This window comes from Streptomyces aculeolatus, assembly GCF_020400605.1.
GTDB lineage: Bacteria > Actinomycetota > Actinomycetes > Streptomycetales > Streptomycetaceae > Streptomyces > Streptomyces aculeolatus.
Genome location: NZ_JAINRD010000020.1, coordinates 135,473 through 153,600, shown reverse-complemented (window position 1 = coordinate 153,600; position 18,128 = coordinate 135,473). Strand labels below are relative to the sequence as shown.

The 18,128-nt window shown below is 69.9% G+C and carries 15 protein-coding genes and 1 tRNA gene; 8 read left to right on the top strand and 8 right to left on the bottom strand.

The window, feature by feature from the left end:
* Nucleotides 1-11 precede the first annotated feature (11 nt).
* From LG396_RS28205 to LG396_RS28190, 4 genes are read left to right on the top strand one after another with little or no spacing between them, the layout of a single operon-like run.
* Nucleotides 12-854 carry a helix-turn-helix domain-containing protein gene (locus LG396_RS28205; protein ID WP_037753218.1) on the top strand — a complete coding sequence of 281 codons (843 nt, stop codon included), beginning with the start codon at nucleotides 12-14 and terminating at the stop codon, nucleotides 852-854.
* Nucleotides 851-1,072, top strand: coding sequence for a DUF397 domain-containing protein (locus LG396_RS28200; RefSeq protein ID WP_225796921.1), 222 nt, complete (start codon nucleotides 851-853; stop codon nucleotides 1,070-1,072). The genes LG396_RS28205 and LG396_RS28200 overlap by 4 nt, the downstream gene beginning before the upstream one ends.
* A gap of 45 nt (nucleotides 1,073-1,117) precedes the next feature.
* Nucleotides 1,118-1,573 (top strand): DNA-binding protein, encoded by a 456-nt coding sequence (locus LG396_RS28195; RefSeq protein ID WP_225796920.1) that lies wholly within the window; start codon nucleotides 1,118-1,120, stop codon nucleotides 1,571-1,573.
* Nucleotides 1,574-1,624: 51 nt separating this feature from the next.
* A complete protein-coding gene (locus LG396_RS28190) occupies nucleotides 1,625-2,164 on the top strand; it encodes a GNAT family N-acetyltransferase (RefSeq protein ID WP_225796919.1) in 540 nt (179 codons plus the stop codon).
* Nucleotides 2,165-2,182: 18 nt separating this feature from the next.
* On the opposite strand, the gene LG396_RS28185 is transcribed toward LG396_RS28190, so the two are convergent.
* Both LG396_RS28185 and LG396_RS28180 read right to left on the bottom strand, forming a co-directional pair.
* A complete protein-coding gene (locus tag LG396_RS28185; RefSeq protein WP_037752999.1) occupies nucleotides 2,183-2,767 on the bottom strand; it encodes a DUF6529 family protein in 585 nt (194 codons plus the stop codon).
* Between the two features lie 41 nt (nucleotides 2,768-2,808).
* Nucleotides 2,809-3,363: a COG4315 family predicted lipoprotein gene (locus LG396_RS28180; protein ID WP_225796918.1), complete on the bottom strand. Its 555-nt coding sequence runs from the start codon at nucleotides 3,361-3,363 to the stop codon at nucleotides 2,809-2,811.
* A 233-nt stretch (nucleotides 3,364-3,596) separates the two neighbouring features.
* On the opposite strand from LG396_RS28180, the gene LG396_RS28175 reads away from it, so the two are divergent.
* Nucleotides 3,597-4,928 (top strand): FAD-dependent oxidoreductase, encoded by a 1,332-nt coding sequence (locus LG396_RS28175; protein ID WP_225796917.1) that lies wholly within the window; start codon nucleotides 3,597-3,599, stop codon nucleotides 4,926-4,928.
* 213 nt (nucleotides 4,929-5,141) lie between these two features.
* Nucleotides 5,142-6,212, top strand: coding sequence for a DUF8692 domain-containing protein (locus tag LG396_RS28170; protein ID WP_225796916.1), 1,071 nt, complete (start codon nucleotides 5,142-5,144; stop codon nucleotides 6,210-6,212).
* Here the strand turns inward: LG396_RS28170 and LG396_RS28165 are convergent.
* The gene (locus LG396_RS28165) at nucleotides 6,184-6,825 is read right to left on the bottom strand and encodes a GyrI-like domain-containing protein (RefSeq protein ID WP_225796915.1); all 642 of its coding nucleotides are present in this window, start codon (nucleotides 6,823-6,825) and stop codon (nucleotides 6,184-6,186) included. The genes LG396_RS28170 and LG396_RS28165 overlap by 29 nt on opposite strands.
* Before the next feature lie 25 nt (nucleotides 6,826-6,850).
* A complete protein-coding gene (locus LG396_RS28160) occupies nucleotides 6,851-7,267 on the bottom strand; it encodes a YybH family protein (RefSeq protein ID WP_225796914.1) in 417 nt (138 codons plus the stop codon).
* A 24-nt stretch (nucleotides 7,268-7,291) separates the two neighbouring features.
* Between LG396_RS28160 and LG396_RS28155 the strand changes: the two genes are divergently transcribed.
* On the top strand, nucleotides 7,292-7,690 hold the full coding sequence (locus LG396_RS28155; RefSeq protein ID WP_225796913.1) for a winged helix-turn-helix transcriptional regulator: 399 nt from the start codon (nucleotides 7,292-7,294) through the stop codon (nucleotides 7,688-7,690).
* Nucleotides 7,691-7,713: 23 nt separating this feature from the next.
* Here the strand turns inward: LG396_RS28155 and LG396_RS28150 are convergent, their stop codons facing one another.
* Together LG396_RS28150 and LG396_RS28145 are read right to left on the bottom strand one after the other, a co-directional pair.
* Entirely contained in the window at nucleotides 7,714-9,495 is a 1,782-nt protein-coding gene (locus LG396_RS28150) for a DEAD/DEAH box helicase (protein WP_037753014.1), read from the bottom strand.
* A 179-nt stretch (nucleotides 9,496-9,674) separates the two neighbouring features.
* Nucleotides 9,675-11,132, bottom strand: a complete 1,458-nt coding sequence (locus tag LG396_RS28145; RefSeq protein WP_026275990.1) for an MFS transporter — start codon at nucleotides 11,130-11,132, stop codon at nucleotides 9,675-9,677.
* 201 nt (nucleotides 11,133-11,333) lie between these two features.
* On the opposite strand from LG396_RS28145, the gene LG396_RS28140 reads away from it, so the two are divergent.
* Nucleotides 11,334-11,408, top strand: a tRNA-Cys gene (locus LG396_RS28140).
* A gap of 211 nt (nucleotides 11,409-11,619) precedes the next feature.
* On the opposite strand, the gene LG396_RS28135 is transcribed toward LG396_RS28140, so the two are convergent.
* Both LG396_RS28135 and LG396_RS28130 read right to left on the bottom strand, forming a co-directional pair.
* Nucleotides 11,620-14,859, bottom strand: a complete 3,240-nt coding sequence (locus LG396_RS28135; protein ID WP_504968454.1) for a family 78 glycoside hydrolase catalytic domain — start codon at nucleotides 14,857-14,859, stop codon at nucleotides 11,620-11,622.
* Nucleotides 14,860-14,966: 107 nt separating this feature from the next.
* A complete protein-coding gene (locus LG396_RS28130; RefSeq protein ID WP_225796911.1) occupies nucleotides 14,967-18,101 on the bottom strand; it encodes a golvesin C-terminal-like domain-containing protein in 3,135 nt (1,044 codons plus the stop codon).
* Nucleotides 18,102-18,128: the final 27 nt, after the last annotated feature.

The following is an 18,128-nucleotide window of genomic DNA, read 5'->3' as shown; positions in this document are numbered from 1 at the left end:
GCGTGGTTCGGATGGGGAACAACCGCCGCCGGGGTAAGCGCATCAACGACGACGACAGGCCGGGGAGTTGGGTCGCATACGGGAAGCTGCTGAAGTTCTTCCGCACGAAGGCGGGGCTGACGCAGGAGGAGTTGGCCGAGCGGATGGGGTATTCGCAGGACCACTGCGCGTCGGTGGAGCAGGGGAGGCGGCCGGCGAAGGGGGAGTTCACGGAGCGGGCGGAGGAAGTGACGGGGGCGGGGGGTGTGTTGGAGGAGTTGCAGGAGGAGGTGGACCGGGCTCAGTTGCCCGCATTCTTCCGGGACTTCGCGACCTTGGAGGCGGACGCGGTAAGCAGGCTCTCGTACGACCCGATGCTGGTCCCTGGGCTGCTGCAAACGGAGGAGTACGCACGTGCGTTGATCAGCGTCAACTGCCCACCTCTGGCTGACGAGACCATGGACCAGCACGTGACCGCACGTCTGGCACGGCAGGCGCTGCTGACCCGTCAGAAGCCACCGGTGGCGTTCATCTTCATCGTCGAAGAGGCCACACTGCACCGCAAGGTCGGTGGCCGTGAAGTGATGCTGCGGCAACTGCGCAAGCTGATCGAGCGCGCGAAGCTGCGCAACGTCGAGATCCAAGTCATGCCCACGGCAGCAGCCGCACACTGCGGGCTGGACGGGCATATGGTGCTGTTAGAAGGGGCCGATCGGAAACAGATCGTCTGTCTGGAGTCACAGGGCAGGGTGATCGCGACCAGCAGCGGGGACGCCGTCAGCGACTACCGGCACCGGTACGGCTCGCTGCTCACGAAGGCCCTCGACACCGAGCGTTCCGTCCGTCTTATCGAACAGGTGGCTAGAGAGCTATGAGCATCAAGCGGCCCGAAGGTCTCAACCCGGAGCTCTCCTGGGTCAAGTCCAGCTACAGCGGCGTGCAGGGCGGCGACTGCATCGAGATAGCCCCCACCCCGCACACCATCCACGTCCGGGACTCGAAGGACCCCGAGGGCCCCATACTCCGCTTCACCCCCGACGCCTGGGCCGCCTTCGTCGCGTACGCCCGCACGCAAGTTGAACGGACCGTTTAAAACAACGCATTGACATCAGCATGAGCGCTGCCACAGACTCGCCTCATGTCGCACACGACCGACGGGCCCACCGACCCCTTCACGCCTCCGCACCCGGAACAGGCGCGGGCGCACCGCGTCTACGCGTCGCTGTATCGGATTGCCGAGCGGCACGCGGCCACTGACGAGCAGCGCCACCGACAGGTGCACCCCACGGCGGTGGGGCCGCACGAGGCCGTCAGGCTCGTGGCGTTCCTGCTCAGTGGGGCGGTGCAGCCGGAGGAGGGCGAGCCGGAGGTGGACAGGGCAGACATCACGGCCGCACTGAGCCTCGTTCCGTTGGTCCGGGCGGAGATGGACGAGCTGGAAACGGGACTCCTTCAGATGGCACGGGGGCGGGGCCTGACGTGGCAGGAGATCGCCTTCGGGCTCGGGCTGGGCACGCCGCAGGCGGCGCGGCAGCGGTACGAGCGTCTGGCCAGTCGGGCGACGGCCGAGGCAGGGGACTCGGAGGAGGGCTAGGGTCGCGAAAATTGCTGGTCACCGGACTTCGGGCCGTGTTTCCATGCCGCGGTGAACAGCGAGAGCGTGTCCGGCGCGGACACACCCCCGGGTACCCGGCAGCGCGGTGATCGCGACCTCGGTGAGTGCGTGGGGGTGCTGGCAGAGGTCCATGAGCAGGACGGCTATCCGGTGAACTGGCCCGACCGCCCGGCGGCATGGCTCACGCCACCCTCGCTCATCGCCTCATGGGTGGCGGAGGTGGACGGCCGCGTCGCCGGCCATGTCGTCCTGTCGCGGAGCGACGCGGGAGACGCGGCACCGGGGCTGTGGAGCGCTCGCGCGGGGGTGGGTGTCGACGCGACCGCGGTGGTGAACCGGCTGTTCGTCGCCCCGTGGGCCCGCGGTCGCGGGATCGGTGCGCTGCTGATGGCGCGGGCCGTCACGGCAGCGGAGGATCGCGGCTTGCATCCGGTGCTCGACGTGGTGGCTACCGACACCGGGGCGACAGCCCTGTACGAGCGGCTCGGCTGGGAGTTGCTGGCCACGGTCGAGCAGGAGTGGGGACCGGAGCAGCGCGTGGCCGTGCGGTGTTACGCGGCGGCAGGCTGACGGCGCCCCGTCACAGACCTAGAGGCCGGGAACGCTGTAGTCGTTGAGGGCCCACAGCGCCGCCGAGTACCAGAGCAGCCCGATGGCCACGAACAGCGCGCCGCCCGCGGCGGGGAGCAGCCAGCCGGGGAGGCGGCGGCTGCGTACGACGAGGACCTTCGCGACGAAGGCTCCGTACAGCGCGCAGCCGGCGATCGAGTGCAGGTGGACGCGGGTGTCGGTGGTCTCCACGCCGTAGGTGCGGACGCAGTGGTAGGCGATGGGGACGGACAGGACGAAGGCGCCCCAGCCGAGGACGCGGTGGGTGATGCGGACGGGGCGGGAGGCGGCGGTGAGGCCGGGGATGCGCCCGTACATCCACAGGGCGAGGAGGAGTTGGAGGACGGCGAGGCCCAAGAGTGCTGTGCCGAGGCGGGCCTTGAGGGTGACGGCGGCCTCGCCTTCCTCGCCGAAGAGGCTCGTCGTGTACTCGGGGGTGTGGTGGTCACCGACCAGCCAGATCGCCACCGCCGTGGCCACCGGCAACACGACGCCGAGAGCGAAGAAGGCGCCGTGTGCCGGGGACGGACGGCGGTGGGACCGGGGGCCGGTTGCAGGCGGCATGTCGATCGTCCGTGACTCGGGCTGAGGCTGTCGGACGGTGACTAGTAGCCCGACCCGCCCGAGTCGCCGCCGGTCTCGACCTCTTTGCCGTCGGCGTCGAGGACGAACCACTTGGCGCCGAACTGGTCGAGGCCCTGGCCGTTGGTGTCGCCGGGCTTGGAGTCGCCCTGGTAGCGGTAGAGGGGGTGGCCGTTGTACGTGACCTGGGTCTTGCCGTCGGAGCGCTTCGACGTGTCGATCAGCTTGGACTGGGCGGACCCGTCGGTCTTGGGCTTCCCGGTGGTGAGGAGCGGGGGCCACGCTTTGGCGCAGGCGCCGTCGCAGGTCGACTTGGTCGACGTGTCCTTTTCGAAGAGGTAGAGGGTCCGGCCCTGTTCGTCGACAAGGATGGTGCCGAGCTTGTCGGCGGAGGCGGTCTTGACCGTGGCCTGGTCGCTTGATTGCGCCACGCCGGTCGCCTTGGCGGAGGCTTTGGCCGACGCCTTGGTCGACGGTGTCGAGGCGGCGGAGTCGCCGTCGCTGCCGGAACATGCGCTCGCGGTGGTGATCAGTGCAATTGCGGCCGCGCCCACGACGGCCAGGCGGATACGCCTCATCTCAGCTCCACAACTCGTGAGGGCCCGACGTCCGAGGGGCCGAATACAGGCATATTCACTGATTTACGGTTTCACGGCAGCCCCGGGCACCTGAGCGGGTCGCGGATTCACTGAGATGGCGGCGCGACGGAGGGGTACGGGGGCGCCGGCTCCGGCAAACGCGCCCTGTCGATCGCCTTTCGCGTGCGGGATGATGAAGCGGAACGCAGTCCGCGAGGGCAAGGGAGTGCGACGTGGCGACCGACTCGGCGCGCCATGCGGTGGTGGTGGGAGCCGGAGTCTCCGGTCTGCTCGCCGCTCACGTGCTGGCCAGTCGCTTCGAGCGGGTGACGGTGGTCGAGCGGGATGCGTTCGCCGACGGCACGCCCGCGTTCCGGTCCGGGGTGCCGCAGTCGAGGCATGTGCACATCCTGTGGTCCCGCGGGCAGGCCGCGGTGGACGCGCTCTTACCGGGGGCCGTCACCGACCTCGAAGCCGCCGGGGCGACCGTCGTCCGCGCCCCTGATCAGATGCGCTGGCTCTCTCCGGCCCGGTGGTTCGCCGACGTCCCGGGAGCGCACTACCTCTCCGCCTCGCGTGAACTGCTGGAGTCGACCCTGCGGCGCAGGGTCGGCGACCATCCCGCGATCGCATGGATGCCCCGTCACGAGGTGACCGCCCTGGTGCCGGGGCGGGACGGGGCGGCCGCGGTGTCCGGCGTACGGCTGCGCGAGCGCGGCAACGGCGGCCAGGAGTCCACGGTCCACGCCGACCTGGTGGTCGTCGCCACCGGCCGCAGTTCCCGCGTCGCCCGCTGGCTGACCGAACTCGGTCACGCCGCGCCGGCCACGGAGCGGTTCGACGCGCACCTCGGCTACTCGTCCCGCTACTACAGGCGCCCGGCCGCCGAAGGCCCCTGGAAGGCCATGTACGTGCAGGCCACCCCGGATGTGCCGCGCGGCGGGGTGATCGTGCCGATCGAAGGCGGGCGCTGGCTGGTCACGCTGATCGGGCAGGGTGAGCACCGGCCGCAGATCGAGGAGAAGGACTGGCTCGCCTTCGCCGCCTCGCTGCGCACCGACGAGCTGGCGGAGGCGCTCACGGGCCTGGAGCCGTTGTCGGACGCGGTCGCCTTCCGGGCGACGGCGAACGAGTGGACGCACTTCGAGCGGGCGAAGCACTGGCCCCGGGGGCTGCTGGTGGTCGGTGACGCCCTGTGCCGCTTCAACCCGGTCTACGGGCACGGGATGACGGTCGCGGCCACGCAGGCGCAGGCCATCGCCGACCGGATCGCGGCGCTCGGGCCGGCGGAGGTCCCTGCACGCGCACCGGATCTGCAGAAGGCCGTGGCGAAGTGCGCGCGGCACGCCTGGGCGATCGCCACGGGCGAGGATTCCCGCTACCCGGACACGGACGGGCCGAAGCCGGGGCGACTCGGCAGGATGCAGCAGCGCTACATGTCACGGGTGGTGGCCGCGGCCAACACCGACCCGGTGGTGTGCGAGGCGTTCTTCGCGGTGCTGTCACTCAACCGCCGCCCCGAGTCGCTGCTGTCGCCGCGGATCGCGGCGCGCGCCATGCGCTGACCGACCGGCTCATCCGACCGCTCACCGCGGCCGCTCCTCCACGTGCCCGCCGGGCCGCGGAACGTGCTGATGAAGCGGGCTTTCGGCCTCCTTGCCGGATTTTCCCTCGGCGGGGGCGGGTTCCCCTCATGGATGAAGGAGACGTGAGAACTGCTTCATACAAGGGCACCCCGGGCACTTCACCCCCGTCCGGTGCCGTTAATCTCCGCGCTTATGACCGACCTTGAGATACACCAGCCGGACGCGGACGGCACCGGCGGCCGAACCGCCGATTCCGTGTCCAAGACCAAGGCTGACGCCGAAGCCGACGGGGGTGACGGGCCCGGCGGGGCCCGCGAAGGCGTCCGCCCGGATGCCGGATCCGCCGAGGACTCCGAAGTCGCAGAAGACGCCGAAGACGCCGGATCCGTCGCAGACTCCGAAACCGCAGGGGAAGCCGCCGAGGAAGACGAAGAAGCCACCGCAGGAGCCTCTGAAGCCCCCGCCTCCGCCAACGCCTCCGCCTCCTCGTCCGTCGAAGCCGCCCCTCCCCCCGGCCGCCGCTGGGTCCTCTGGGGTGCCGGGGGCATCACCGTCCTCGTCCTCGCCGCCGATCTCCTCACCCGCGGCTTCAACGCCTTCGAGCCGATACCCGGCGTCCGCCGCATGGTCAACGTCGACCTCGAAGCGAACATAGCCACCTGGTGGAACAGCACCCTCCTCCTCGCCGTCGCCGGCGTCGCCCTCGCCGCCGCGCTGCTCAGCGGGCGTGACGCCCGCCCCGGGCGGCTGTCGTGGCTCGGTTTCTCCGCGGCCACCGCGCTCCTCAGCGTCGACGAGACCGTCTCCCTCCACGAGCGGCTCGGCGAGGTCGGCAAGGCGTGGAAGGACACCGCCGGGGTCGCGCTGCCCTCGCACGCCTGGGTGCTGCCGGGGGCGATCCTCGCCGTCGCGGGCGTCGTGGTGGCCGTGGTGTGGGCGCGGCGGCTGCCGCGGGATCTGCGGTACGGGCTGCTGGGGGCGCTCGGCGTGTATCTGGGGGGTGCGCTGGTCGTCGAGGCGTTCAACGGCTGGGCGCACAAGAACGACCACAGCCTCACGCTCATGCTCGGCACCATCGTCGAGGAGGGCCTGGAGATGGGCGCCTGCGTCGTCGCGCTCGCCGTCCTCGGCCGCTACGTCGTCCTGGAGCACGACCCGGTCACCGGCCGGACCACCGCCGTCCTGCGCTCCGAGAGCGCGGAGTCCTCCGGCCGGGGCGGGCAGCGGTCCGGCGTCACTCCGCCCGTAGGACGGGCTGCCTGAGCACGGTCTTCAGCTTCTCCGGCCGGGCTCGCCGCGGGTCGCTGAGGTAGACCTCGTGGTGGTGGCCGGTCATCCGGAGGCCGTTCGCGGCCAGGTACTCGTCGTGGAGCCTGGCCAGCGCCGGCCCCTCGTCGTCGTACGGGCCCACGTGCAGGAGCTGGGCGCTGGTGCCCTCGTGCAGCGTTTCGACGCGGAGCAGGGGCAGCGCGGGCAGGGCGGCGGCGCCCTTCTTCGCCGACGCCGCCCGCCTCGCCTCCTCGACGAGGTCGTCCGTGATCCACTCCGGCAGGCTGATCAGCATGCGCCACTGCCACGCGGACTTGTCCCGCGTCACGAACACCTCCGGGCGGTCCGCCCACCACAGCCCTTCGAGCGGTCCGACGACGAAGTCCCGGCCCAGGGTGCGCTTGCTGGCGAACTTCGCCGTGTACGCGACCGAGTACAGCGCCTCGACCGCCTCGGTGTAGGAGGCGCTCGTGTTGGGATCGCCCTTGCCGTCCACGGCGAGGAAGCGCTGCGACGGTACGTCGACGAGCGCCCAGTCGGTGTTCTTCGGCGCGTAGAACTGCTTGAGTTCGCGCTTCACGTCGTACTTGCCGTCGGAAGGGGGCATGGGTCAGCCTAGCCCGGCGGGCCCGTCACGCCGCGGCCGCCGTACCGAAGGGGTTGTCGATCACATACCGCCACAGCCCGTCCGCTCCTCTGCGGGCCACGTCGGTGGCGGCGCCCTCGATGTGTACGTGCTCCCGGTCCTGCCCGAGCCCGTCGAGGACCCAGTCGACGACGAGCAGCGCGGTGTCTCCGGTGACGTACACGTGCCGCGGCTCGACCCGAATCGGCACGCCCAGCGCCTGGAACTCGGTGTTGGCCGCCACCAGCCCTTCCCCCGAGACACTCGTGCCGGGGCGGGGAACGAAGACGGCGTCGTCGGCGTAGATCCGGGAGAGGGTGTCGGGGCTGCCGGAGTTGAACGCGGCGGCGAAGGCGTGCGGGAGCTGCTCGGCCTCGTACGGGCGGAGGGGGTCGGCGTGGCCGGGATGCGGGTGACGGGTCATGGACGCAGCCAAGCCGAGCGCGGCGTGGCTCACCAAACGGAAACCCACGGCGGGGACCGCGAGACCTGGGACGAGGAGCTGATGCCGACCGCCGCCGGGCGCACCCGTCGGCCCGAGCCGGAGTGCCCGGTGGAGATCGCGCTCACCGCGGTCGCCGGCCGCTGGACGACGCTGGTGCTGCGCGAACTGATGCGCGGCCCGCATTCGTTCGGCGCTCTGCGCGCCGGGCTGCCGGGAGTCAGCCCGAAGGTGCTCACCGAGCGGCTGTCCGCGCTGCGCGACCGCGGGCTCGTCGTACAGGAGCGGCTCCCGGGCTTTCCGGTCCGTACGCGCTACACCCTCACCCCTGCCGGGAAGGCGCTGCGCCCGCTGCTCGTGGAGCTGTACCGCACCGGGGCCGAACTGGACCGCCTCCGCGGCTAGGACGCGCCCCGCGCCCCCGGGCGTCACTTCATGCGCGTGGCCCACTCCCGCACCTTGGCTATCCGCTGCCGGATCTGCCCCGGGGTCGCCTCCGCGCTCGGCGGGCCGCCGCAGACGCGGCGCAGTTCGGTGTGGATCACCCCGTGCGGCTTGCCGCTCTGGTGGACGTACGCGCCGACCAGGGAGTTCAGCTCCTTGCGCAGCTCCATCAGCTCGCGGTGGGTGACCACCGGGCGCCGGTCGGCGGGGAGTTCCAGGAGGTCCGCGTCCTCCGCCGGCTTCTTCCTGCTGTGCGCGATCTGGCGGGCCTGCCGCTTCTGGAGCAGCATCTGCACCTGGTCCGGCTCCAGCAGGCCGGGGATGCCGAGGTAGTCCTGCTCCTCCTCGCTGCCCGGGTGGGCCTGCATGCCGAACTCGGCGCCCTCGTAGACGACCCGGTCGAAGACCGCGTCCGATTCAAGCGCTTCGAAGGGCAGTTCGTCCTGGTCGCCGGTCTCCTCGTCCTGCTGCTTCTCCGCCTCGGCGAGTTCCTTCTCGCTCTCGGCGTACGGGTCCTCCTCGCCGTCCGGCTTCGGCTTGTCGAGGACGTGGTCGCGCTCGACCTCCATCTCGTGCGCGAAGCCGAGCAGCGCGGGGATCGTCGGCAGGAACACCGACGCGGTCTCGCCGCGCCTTCGCGACCGTACGAACCGGCCCACCGCCTGCGCGAAGAACAGCGGCGTCGAGATCGTCGTCGCGTACACCCCGACCGCGAGCCGCGGCACGTCCACGCCCTCCGACACCATCCGCACCGCGACCATCCAGCGGTCCTCGGACTCCGTGAACTCGTCGATGCGCTTCGACGAGCCCGTGTCGTCGGAGAGCACGACGGTGGCACGGTGGCCGGTGATCTCCTTGATGAGCTTGGCGTAGGCGCGGGCCGAGTCCTGGTCGGCGGCGATGACGAGGCCGCCGGCGTCGGGGATGCCGCGGCGGATCTCGGTGAGGCGGCGGTCGGCGGCGCTGAGGACGTTGGGCATCCAGTCGCCGCGGGGGTCGAGGGCGGTGCGCCACGCCTGGGCGGTGGCGTCCTTCGTCATCGGCTCGCCGAGGCGGGCGGCGACCTCGTCGCCGGCCTTGGTGCGCCAGCGCATGTTGCCGCTGTAGGAGAGGAAGATGACGGGGCGGACGACGCCGTCGCCGAGGGCGTTGCCATAGCCGTACGTGTAGTCGGCGGAGGAGCGGCGGATGCCGTCGTTGCCCTCCTCGTAGACGACGAAGGGGATGGGGTTGGTGTCCGAGCGGAACGGGGTGCCGGTGAGCGCGAGCCGCCGCGTCGCGGGCTCGAACGCCTCCAGGCACGCCTCGCCCCAGGAGCGGGAGTCGCCGGCGTGGTGGATCTCGTCGAGGATGACGAGCGTCTTGCGCTGCTCGCAGCGGTTGCGGTGGAGCATGGGGCGTACGCCCACGCCGGCGTAGGTGACGGCGACGCCGTGGTAGTTCCTGCCGACCGGCCCCGCGCTGTACTCGGGGTCGAGGCGGATGCCGATGCGCGCGGCGGCTTCGGCCCACTGGGTCTTGAGGTGCTCGGTGGGCGCGACGACGGTGATCTGCTGCACGACGTGGTGGTGCAGCAGCCAGGAGGCGAGGGTGAGCGCGAAGGTCGTTTTGCCGGCGCCGGGGGTGGCGACGGCGAGGAAGTCGCGGGGCTGGGACTGCAGATAGCGGTCCATGGCCGCTTCCTGCCAGGCGCGCAGCTTGCCGGCGGTGCCCCAGGGGGCACGGCCGGGAAAGGCCGGTGAGAGGTGATGAGAGGTGGTGCTCACGGTCTCCGGGTGGGGTCGGTCGTCGGTGGCTGGTCCTCGGAGGCCGGTCGTCCGAGGCCGGTCGCGCAGCGGCAACCGAGTCAGCCTACCGGTGCCCCGCGCGCCACCCCCGGCTCACCGGACGAGACGAGACTCACACGAACCGGGCCCGGGGCACGTCCGGTTCGTCCCCGTACGCCTCAACTTGCCGCCGGTTTCGCCTCCGTCGTACGCAGCCTGCCTGCCACCGCCGCGCCCACCAGAGCCACCGCCGCCATCGGCAGCAGGACCGCGACGAACGCCCCCGGCCGGGCGTCGCCGCCCGAGCCCAGGGCGCCGTGGCCGACGGCCGCGCCGCCGAGGGCGGCGAAGATCACGCCGGCGACGGCGAGGAGGACGACGTTGGCGAGGCTGTCGGAGAGCTGGAGGGCCGCGGAGTTGGTACCGGCCTCCTCGGGGGCGGAGAGCTTCAGGAGCAGCACGCTCGTACCGGAGATGACCATGCCCATCCCGTAGCAGCCGAAGGCCCACTCGACGGGGACGATCCACACCGGCAGCGACTCCACCAGCACCAGCGGCGCCGTCGCGATCGCCGTGGCCGCCAGCAGCATGCCGATGCGGACGAGCCGCGTCCGGTACGGGTCCAGCCGGGGCCGCGCCTGCGTCCAGGAGCCCAGCGCCCAGGTCGCGCCGCCGACCGCCAGACACATGCCCGCCTCGGTCACCGACAGCCCGCGCTGGGTCACCAGCATCAGCGGCACGAAGCTCTCCGCGGCGATGAACGACCCCGCGGCGATGCCGCGCATCAGCACGACGGTGGGCAGCCCGCGGGCGGCCACATACGTACCGCGCGGCAGCAGCACCCGCACCGCCGGCACCAGCAGCGCGGCGCCGACGAGGGCCGGCAGCAGCGAGAGCCAGCGCAGGTCCTGCCCCGCGTACTGGAGCAGCCCGCCGCCGGCGGCGATGGCCAGCGCGAGCCGGATGCGGCGCCGGTCGAGGGCGGGCGGCGCGGCGGGGTCGACGGGGCCGCGGGCGCGCAGGCGTATCGCGGGGAGGGCGACGACCAGCGGCACGACGACGAGCGGCGGTATGCCGAGGAACACCCAGCGCCACCCCAGGTGCTCGGTGACGCCCCCGGCCGCCAGCGGCCCCACGACGGACGGCACCACCCACGACGCGGCGAACGCGGCGAGGATCGACGGCCGCAGCCGCTCCGGATACGCCCGGCTCACGGTCACGTACAACGCGACGATCACCAGCCCGCCGCCGAGCCCCTGCACCGCCCGTCCGGCGACGAACGCCCACATGGCCTGCGCGGTGCCGGATATCAGCAGCCCGACCGCGAACGTGCCGATGCCGGCGGTCAGCGGCCGCAGCGGGCCGCTGCGGTCGCACCACTGGCCGGAGAAGACCATGGCGAAGAGCGCGGTGGTGTAGAAGGCGGAGAAGGCGTAGGCGTAGAGCCCGATGCCGTCCAGGTCGTGCGCGGCGACGGGCATCGCGGTACCCACGGCGGTGGCCTCGAACGCGATCAGCAGGACGACGGTGACGATCCCGATGCTGAGCGCCCGGTACGGCCGCCGCAGCACGCCCTCGGGGGCGGGCGGGGCGCCGGCGGGAGCGACGTCGGTGTCGCGCGATTCGAGGGGGGCCATGAGCAGCAGGGTAAGGCCCCACACCGACAAGAGCCCCTGTCGAAGGTCGCGTACTCCCCGGTCCCTTGGTCCTACGCCCCACCCGCGTCACGCCCGCCCCATGACGTCACCGGTGTGCACGGGCCGTTGCCACCGTGTGACATCCCCCCGCTGCGCATTGAGCGGGCCCCCTCCCCCGCCTACGCTCGTCATCAGCACCAAGGCCGTGTGCCCGAGTGGCTGAGGGGCTCGCCTGCAAAGCGAGTAACGCGGGTTCGATTCCCGCCACGGCCTCCACGTCTCTGACCAGGAAAAACGAAGAGGGCGGACCCTATCGGGTCCGCCCTTTCGTGGTGCGGGGGTCTCAGTTCCCGTCTCAGTTGGCCGGTACGGGGGCACGGCGGCCGGCGCGGGACTTCGTGGTGGACGTCTCCGGGCAGGATCCCTCGGGGAGCCGGGACGGCGGGATGTGAACCCAGGGCCCCTTGCCGCCGGGCAACACGACGGTCTACCTACGCACCTCCGAGGCGAATCGGTAGGTGCCCGAGCCGACTTCGTAGACCGCGTACTCGCCCTGGGTCCCGATGAACGTCACGCCCTTGGCTCGGACGGCCGGCCTGCCGCCTTCGGTGACGGTGTCGCTATCGCGAGTGGGCACATGGACCGTAGCGGTGGAGTTGACGGGGACGGTGACGGCCAGCTCAAACGCGTCCTCGTCGTGCTCCCACGCGACCCCGATCTCTCCGCGGATCGACCTGTACGTCGCATTGGCGTGCCTGAGCTCACCGGGACGCGGCTTGACGACGAATCTCTCGTAGCCGGGACCTGACGGATCCGGTGAGATGCCGGCAACGTCGCTGTAGAACCACTCGTCAACCGTGCCCAGCATGTAATGGTTGTTGGAACCGGGAGCTATGGACCACCGTGACGGAATGGTCGTCGCTCCGTTCCTGATCCAGTGACCCCAACTGGGCTCGGTGGTCTGGCTTGCGAGACGATGCGCAACGTCGTGGTGGCCGTGCTCAGAGAGGACGGGCAGCAGCACACTGGTGCCCAGGATGCCGGTGTTGAGATGCCACCCGCGCGCCTCGATGTCATCGACCAGGCTCTGGACGACCGACGCCTCGTGCGCCTCTGGGACCATGTCGAAGGCAAGCGCCACGGCGTTGGAGGTCTGCTTGTACTCGATTCCTTCGAAGGTGTCGTAGTAGCCGTGCTCCTGGTCGAAAAAGGCATCGTGGAAGCGATCCCGAATGTCGTCGGCCAGGGTGCCGTAGCGCGTTGCGTCGGCCGTTCGATCCAGAGTGGTGGCGATGTGTTCCATCTCGCGGGCCGACTTGTAGAAGTATGCGGTGCCGACGAGTCGCCGATCCTCCTCGGGGTTCGACCCGAACGGTGACGCGTGATCGCCGTACTGTTCGACGCTCATGATCCCGTTGTCGAGCTGGGTCTCCATGAAATCCATGTACCTGGTGAGGAACGCGTAGTGCTCGGTGAGCACGGTGCGGTCGCCGTAGCTGGTGTAGAGAGACCACACCATCGCGGGAAGCACCCCGGTCCAGGCAGCGGAGATGCTGGTGGAGCGGAAGTCGTTCGGCCATGGAGCAACGACGGTCACCCGCCCGGGCCCCCGCTCGTGGTCGTCACTTCTGTTCTGCGCGGTATCGACCTGGTTGTCCTCGAAGTCGTTCAGCCACTTCTTGAAGAAGGCGGCCATGTCGAAGTTGTAGAGCATCGTCGGCAGCGCTACGTGCGCGTCCCCGGACCAGCCGCGCCTCTCGAATGTCGGACTGTCGGTCGGCATGCCCTGCAGGTTGTTGAGGATGGTGGCGCGCATCGCGTCGTGGATCTGACCGTACAGGCCGTTGGAGGACGTGAAGTCGCCCACCGAGTCGACGGCGTTGTGCACCTCCCGGCCCGTGATGGTGTCGGTGGTGGGCGGTTCGGGTAGGCCCTCAACCTGGACGTACTGGAAACCCGTGTAGCTGAACCCGGGCTCCCAGACCTCCCTGCCCTTGCCGTTGAGGGTGTAGATGTCGAGCTGTCCCGCCGCATCGCTCCGGTCCGGGTCGTGGTGTCCGAGGTTCCGCACCGTCCCGTCGTCATTCAGTTCCTCGCCATAGAGCATCCGGATCTCGGTGCCGGCCCGACCGGAGACCGACAGCCGGGCCCAACCGGCTGTGGTTCGTCCCAGGTCGAACACGTGGACGCCGGGTTTCGGCTCCGTGATGCGCACCGGCTCGATGTCGGTCGCCGTGATCGGCGGCATCGACTGCGCCCGCACCATCGGCGCTGGCGGCGAGAGGACCGCAGCGGTCGACCAGTCTGTCTCCTCGTAGCCGGGCGTTGCCCAACCCGGTAGTTCCCGCCGGGCGTCGTAGGTCTCGCCCGTGGCGATGTTGTCGTAGACGGTCGGTCCCTCGGCCACCCTCCAAGACCCGTCCGAGGCCACCGTCCGGGTGGTGCCGTCGGCGTACTCGACCTCCAGTTGCAGCAGCATCTTGGTGTCGTCGACGAAATCCGCGCCCCCGGCCGGTTCGACGAACCCGAGGTGACCTCGGCCCAGCTCGGCGCCGACCGCATTGGCACCGGACCTGAGCTGTCTGGTCACGTCGTACGTCGAGTACAGCACCCGCCTGTTGTAGTCGGTGAACGCCGGATCGAGGACCCGGTCGCCGATCCGCTCACCGTTGAGGAAGTAATTGCCGTATCCGAGCCCGCTGACGTAAAGCCGGGCTCGGCTGACCGGTTTGGTGACATCGAACTCCTTGCGAAGCAGAGGTGCCGGCGGATGAGTCGGCCGAAGCCGGACCTGGTTCGGCCACGGGCCTTCTCCGTAGGCCGCGACCTCAAGCGCGCCGGACCAATCGGAGTCGTCGAAACCGGGCTGGTTCCAGCCCGGCTCGTTCTGCCTCGATACCCGCCAGGACGCATCCGTCATGACCTCCACGAGCCGGCCGTCGGCCAGCTCGACCTCGAGTTTGGCTACCAGGCCCGCCGGACCGACATACCGGTTGCGGGCCGACACCGCGAGAGTGTTGGATCCGGCGGTAAGCAGGCCGGCGAGGTCGGCCTCGATGGCCATGCGACCGCCGAAAACCCGCGAGTGGGAGCGTCCGGCCTCTGTGCCGTTGACGTGCAATACGAACGCATCGTCAGCGGCCAGGACCATCGTTGCCCGCTTCACCGGTTGTGCAGGCAACTCCAACGTCCGGCGGAAGTAGCGAGTGCCGGCGGCCACGGAGCTTGCCGGGTCGCCCTCCGGATTCCAGATCCAGGAGGCCCCGGCCGGATTGGCGGGCCCTTCCGGGGCGCCGATCCACTCGGCCTCCCAGTCGGACTCGTCGAGCAACCCCATCTCCCACCAGGACGTATCGCTCCACGCCGAGCGATCACCGTCACCGTCGGCTACCTGAACCCGCCAGAAATACCGTTCACCGGACTGCAGGGCCGGACCCGCGTAGGCGACGTTGACCGACTGCGACGATGTCACCCAACCGGAGTCCCACACGTCCGGCCGACCGCGGGTCAACCGGTCCGCCGTGGACGCCACCTGGAGCCGACGGGCACTCTGCAACTGCGCCCGCTCGGAGGACTCCAACACCCAGCTCAAGCGGGGACGGGGCTCGTCAATACCCAACGGATTGTGCGCGTCCTCCACCGTCGTATCGGCGACGGCCAGCCCGCGTCCGGCCGCTGGCGATGCCGGCGGCGCTACCGACGCCGCAGACAGGAGAACCGCTATCACGGGAATCACAAGGAATCGGAGCCGGAACACAACAACTCCCCTATCGGAATGTTTAAAGGGCCACAGACGGGGATCGCAGGTGGTTGTGCCTTTTCGGTGGACAGCCCTTAAGGGCTGGGGCTGAAACGCACGGCGTCGGTTCGGGAAACCCCGGTGTCGCCGGCGGTCAGTGTCACCGATGCCGGTTCGGCGTCGGTGAACGCGAACTCGCCCAACGACAACCAGGCGCCGCCGGTGTCGGCCTGGGATAGAGGCACGTCGGTCTCGCCGTCGGCGTGGTGGACGGTGTACGTCACCTCGGCGGCGCTGTTGGTGGCGCGTGGGAACCAGACCGACACGTCGTACGTCTGCCTGGCGACGCCAGTCGTCCAGGTCGCTGTGTCCCCGCCGGTCCGGGTGAACCGGGACGGCGTGCCGTCGAAGCCCGACTCGGCGCTTCTCGCCCACGTTCCGGTCTCTGCATACGCCGGACGGTCCGGGTCGCACGTCGGAGGGTCGCCCTCGTTGGTGACCGTAACCACGCCGGACCCGCCGTCGTCCGGCGGCGGATCCACGGTGTGGCGCTCGGAGTGCGGGCCGGTACCGACGTTGTTGATCGCCTGGACCCGATAAGTCCCACCTGCGAACTCAGTCGCGCCGAGGGTCAGTTCGACCGCGCCGGTCGTTGCCCCGAGGACGACCTCTTCGTCGCTGGGGCACGCGCCGTGGCCACTGGCCGACACCACGTACGCACGGGCGCCGGCCGCAGCGTTCCATCGCAGGGCCGTCAAGCCGTCCGCGTCGTCGTGCGACAGGCCGGTGACCTGGTCGGGCAGTTCGGTATCGACCGGCACGGTGTGTTCCGCGCTGCCGCCCCCCGTGAGCCGGTAGTCATGACCGGCCGTGATCGGGAACGACAGGGCACCTGTGACCGGATCGACGTCGAACTCCACGACCTTGCGCGTCGAGGTGTCGGTGACGGTGAGGGAATCGGTGTCCCATCCGGTGTTGTCGTTCCGGATACGCGAGGTGTCCTCACTGTCGGTGAATTCGTAGGCCGAGCCCGTCTGGATCGGGTACACGTGCGCCCGCAGGTCGCCGCCCGAGCCGGTGACGGTCACACCCTTACCGCCGACGAACGCCGGCACCCGGTCGTAACCGATGGCGTAATCCTTCAGGGTCGTCGGACCGCGGAAGACCGAACCGGTCTCGATGTCGATCCACTTTCCGGCCGGGAGATATACGTCGCGCGACGTCGCGGTCTCGAAGTCGGCGCCGAACACCGGGGTCGCCAGAACGGACTCGCCGAACATCCACTCGTACTGCCGGGTGGTGTTGTTGGCGAGGCCGTAGGTGTTTTCGTCGTCTGGGTATGCGATCGGCAGCGGGGTCATGGCCGACGGGAAGCCCGTCCGATGTCCGTCCAAGGCGGCGTCGTAGATATAGGGCCGCATCGACTCGTGCCAGAGCGCCATCTTCTTCACCGCATCGGAATAGTCCTCGCGGCCCGACTCCCAGGGCCCGCGGCCGAACGCCATCACCGGATTGAGCGCGCCGAGCTGAGCGTTTCGCACGTAGTACTTCGCATACGACGGATCGTCCATCGGGACCTGGGGTGTGCCGCCCACGTAGTCGGGGTACAGGCTCGCGATGCCGCTCGCGGCGTAGTTCAGCAGATTGACCGGCATCCGGTCCGGATCGGTGTGGAAGTTCTCGCCGGTCCCGTAGATCGTGTCGTTGATCCGCAGCGTGTCGCCCGGGAGCGAGTACGCGGCGTTCCTCGCCATCACGAGGTCGCCGGCGTCGTGCATCGCCTTGAGGACCGGGTTCCAGGTGGCGTCCTGATGCAGCCGGGGTGTGTAGAGCATGGCGTCTTCCTTCCACCCGTCGACGTCCCACGCCTTCACCTGCTCGATGAACCAGTCGACCGCCTTCGGATCGGACCCGTCGAGCACATAGCTGTGGCCGTCGGGGAAGACCGCCTTCGTCACCACGGTCGGCGACCCGTCCGGGTCCTTGATCAGGTATCCCTTCTTGATCGCTTCGTGCACGAACGGACCGTCGTTCTTCTCGACGAGGTTCCCACCGTCGGACGGCAGCGCCTTGAAGTTGTTGCGGGCGCCGAGGAGAAGCTTGACGTCGTTGTCGGCGAAGAACGCCTTCAGCGTCTCCGGGTCGGGATAGCGGGGGTTCGGAAGTCCGTCGTCCCGGCCTGGTTCGGCGGTGTCGTCCCACATCCCGAAGCTGTTCGTGGTGCCTTCGTCGGGAGTACTCCGCTCTCCGGGCCAGAACCCCGAGCCGACGACGCCCCACGACAGCGGATAGCCCTCGTCGATGAACCGTTGGACGGTCCCGGTCACCGAGGATTGGTAGGTGTCCCAGCTCAGCGCCCCGAACGCTTCCCAGCCCAGGCCGAAGATCTCCGGGTTCGGGCGCGCGTCCTGGTACCCGTGCTGGTGACGGGCGCGCCGGTAGTCGCCGTACACCTGTTCGAGGTCGGCTCCGACGAAGTAGTGGAGGCCGTCGATGCGATCGACACCGGCTGCTCCGAGGCGGGTTTCGGTGTCGGTAAGGCCGACCCGCTTCTGACCGTCTTCGAACAGCACCTGCCCGAAGCGCTGCTTCGGGAACACGGTGAAGTTGCTGATGAAGCGCTGGCAGCTGCCGCCGTTGGTGACATCGTCGAGCACGAGGCCGGTCAGCTCGGTGGACGGGCGTGCCTTCACTCGGCTGTTGCACGACTCGCCCTGCTCGCCGGAGTCGTCCGCCCAGGCGCCGTGGTCGCCGAGGCCGTACGCGGGAGCGACACCGCCGACGCGGAAATCTATCGCGCCGCCGTCGCCCGGAAGATCCTCGATCGAGAACCGGGCCGAACTGCCGGATGGGTGAATCCGAACCTTGAGGCGCGATCCGTCCTCGAGCGCGACGTCGAACAGCGGCTTCCTGGCGTGCGGGGCCGAGACCAGATCAGCGTCGACTGCATCGACGAACCCCGTGGCGCCCTGGGCGCGGAACCGGAGCCCGGAGTCAGCGTGAGGTGGAACGATCTCGGCGCCGGATGGATCGAGAAACGAATACCGGAATCCGTCCTTGACGATCCGCAGGTCATACGTGCCGCCCCGCACCACGAGGACCTCACCGCTATCGAGAACGTCCGTCGTGTCAGTCGCCGATTCAGCCGTCGCCGGCCCTGACAGCACGGCGGTCGTCAGGACGACAGTGAGAACCGGGGCGGCAGATCTCCTGCTCATGAGTCGGCGCATGGGAACTCCATCGTCATCGAGCCGGAA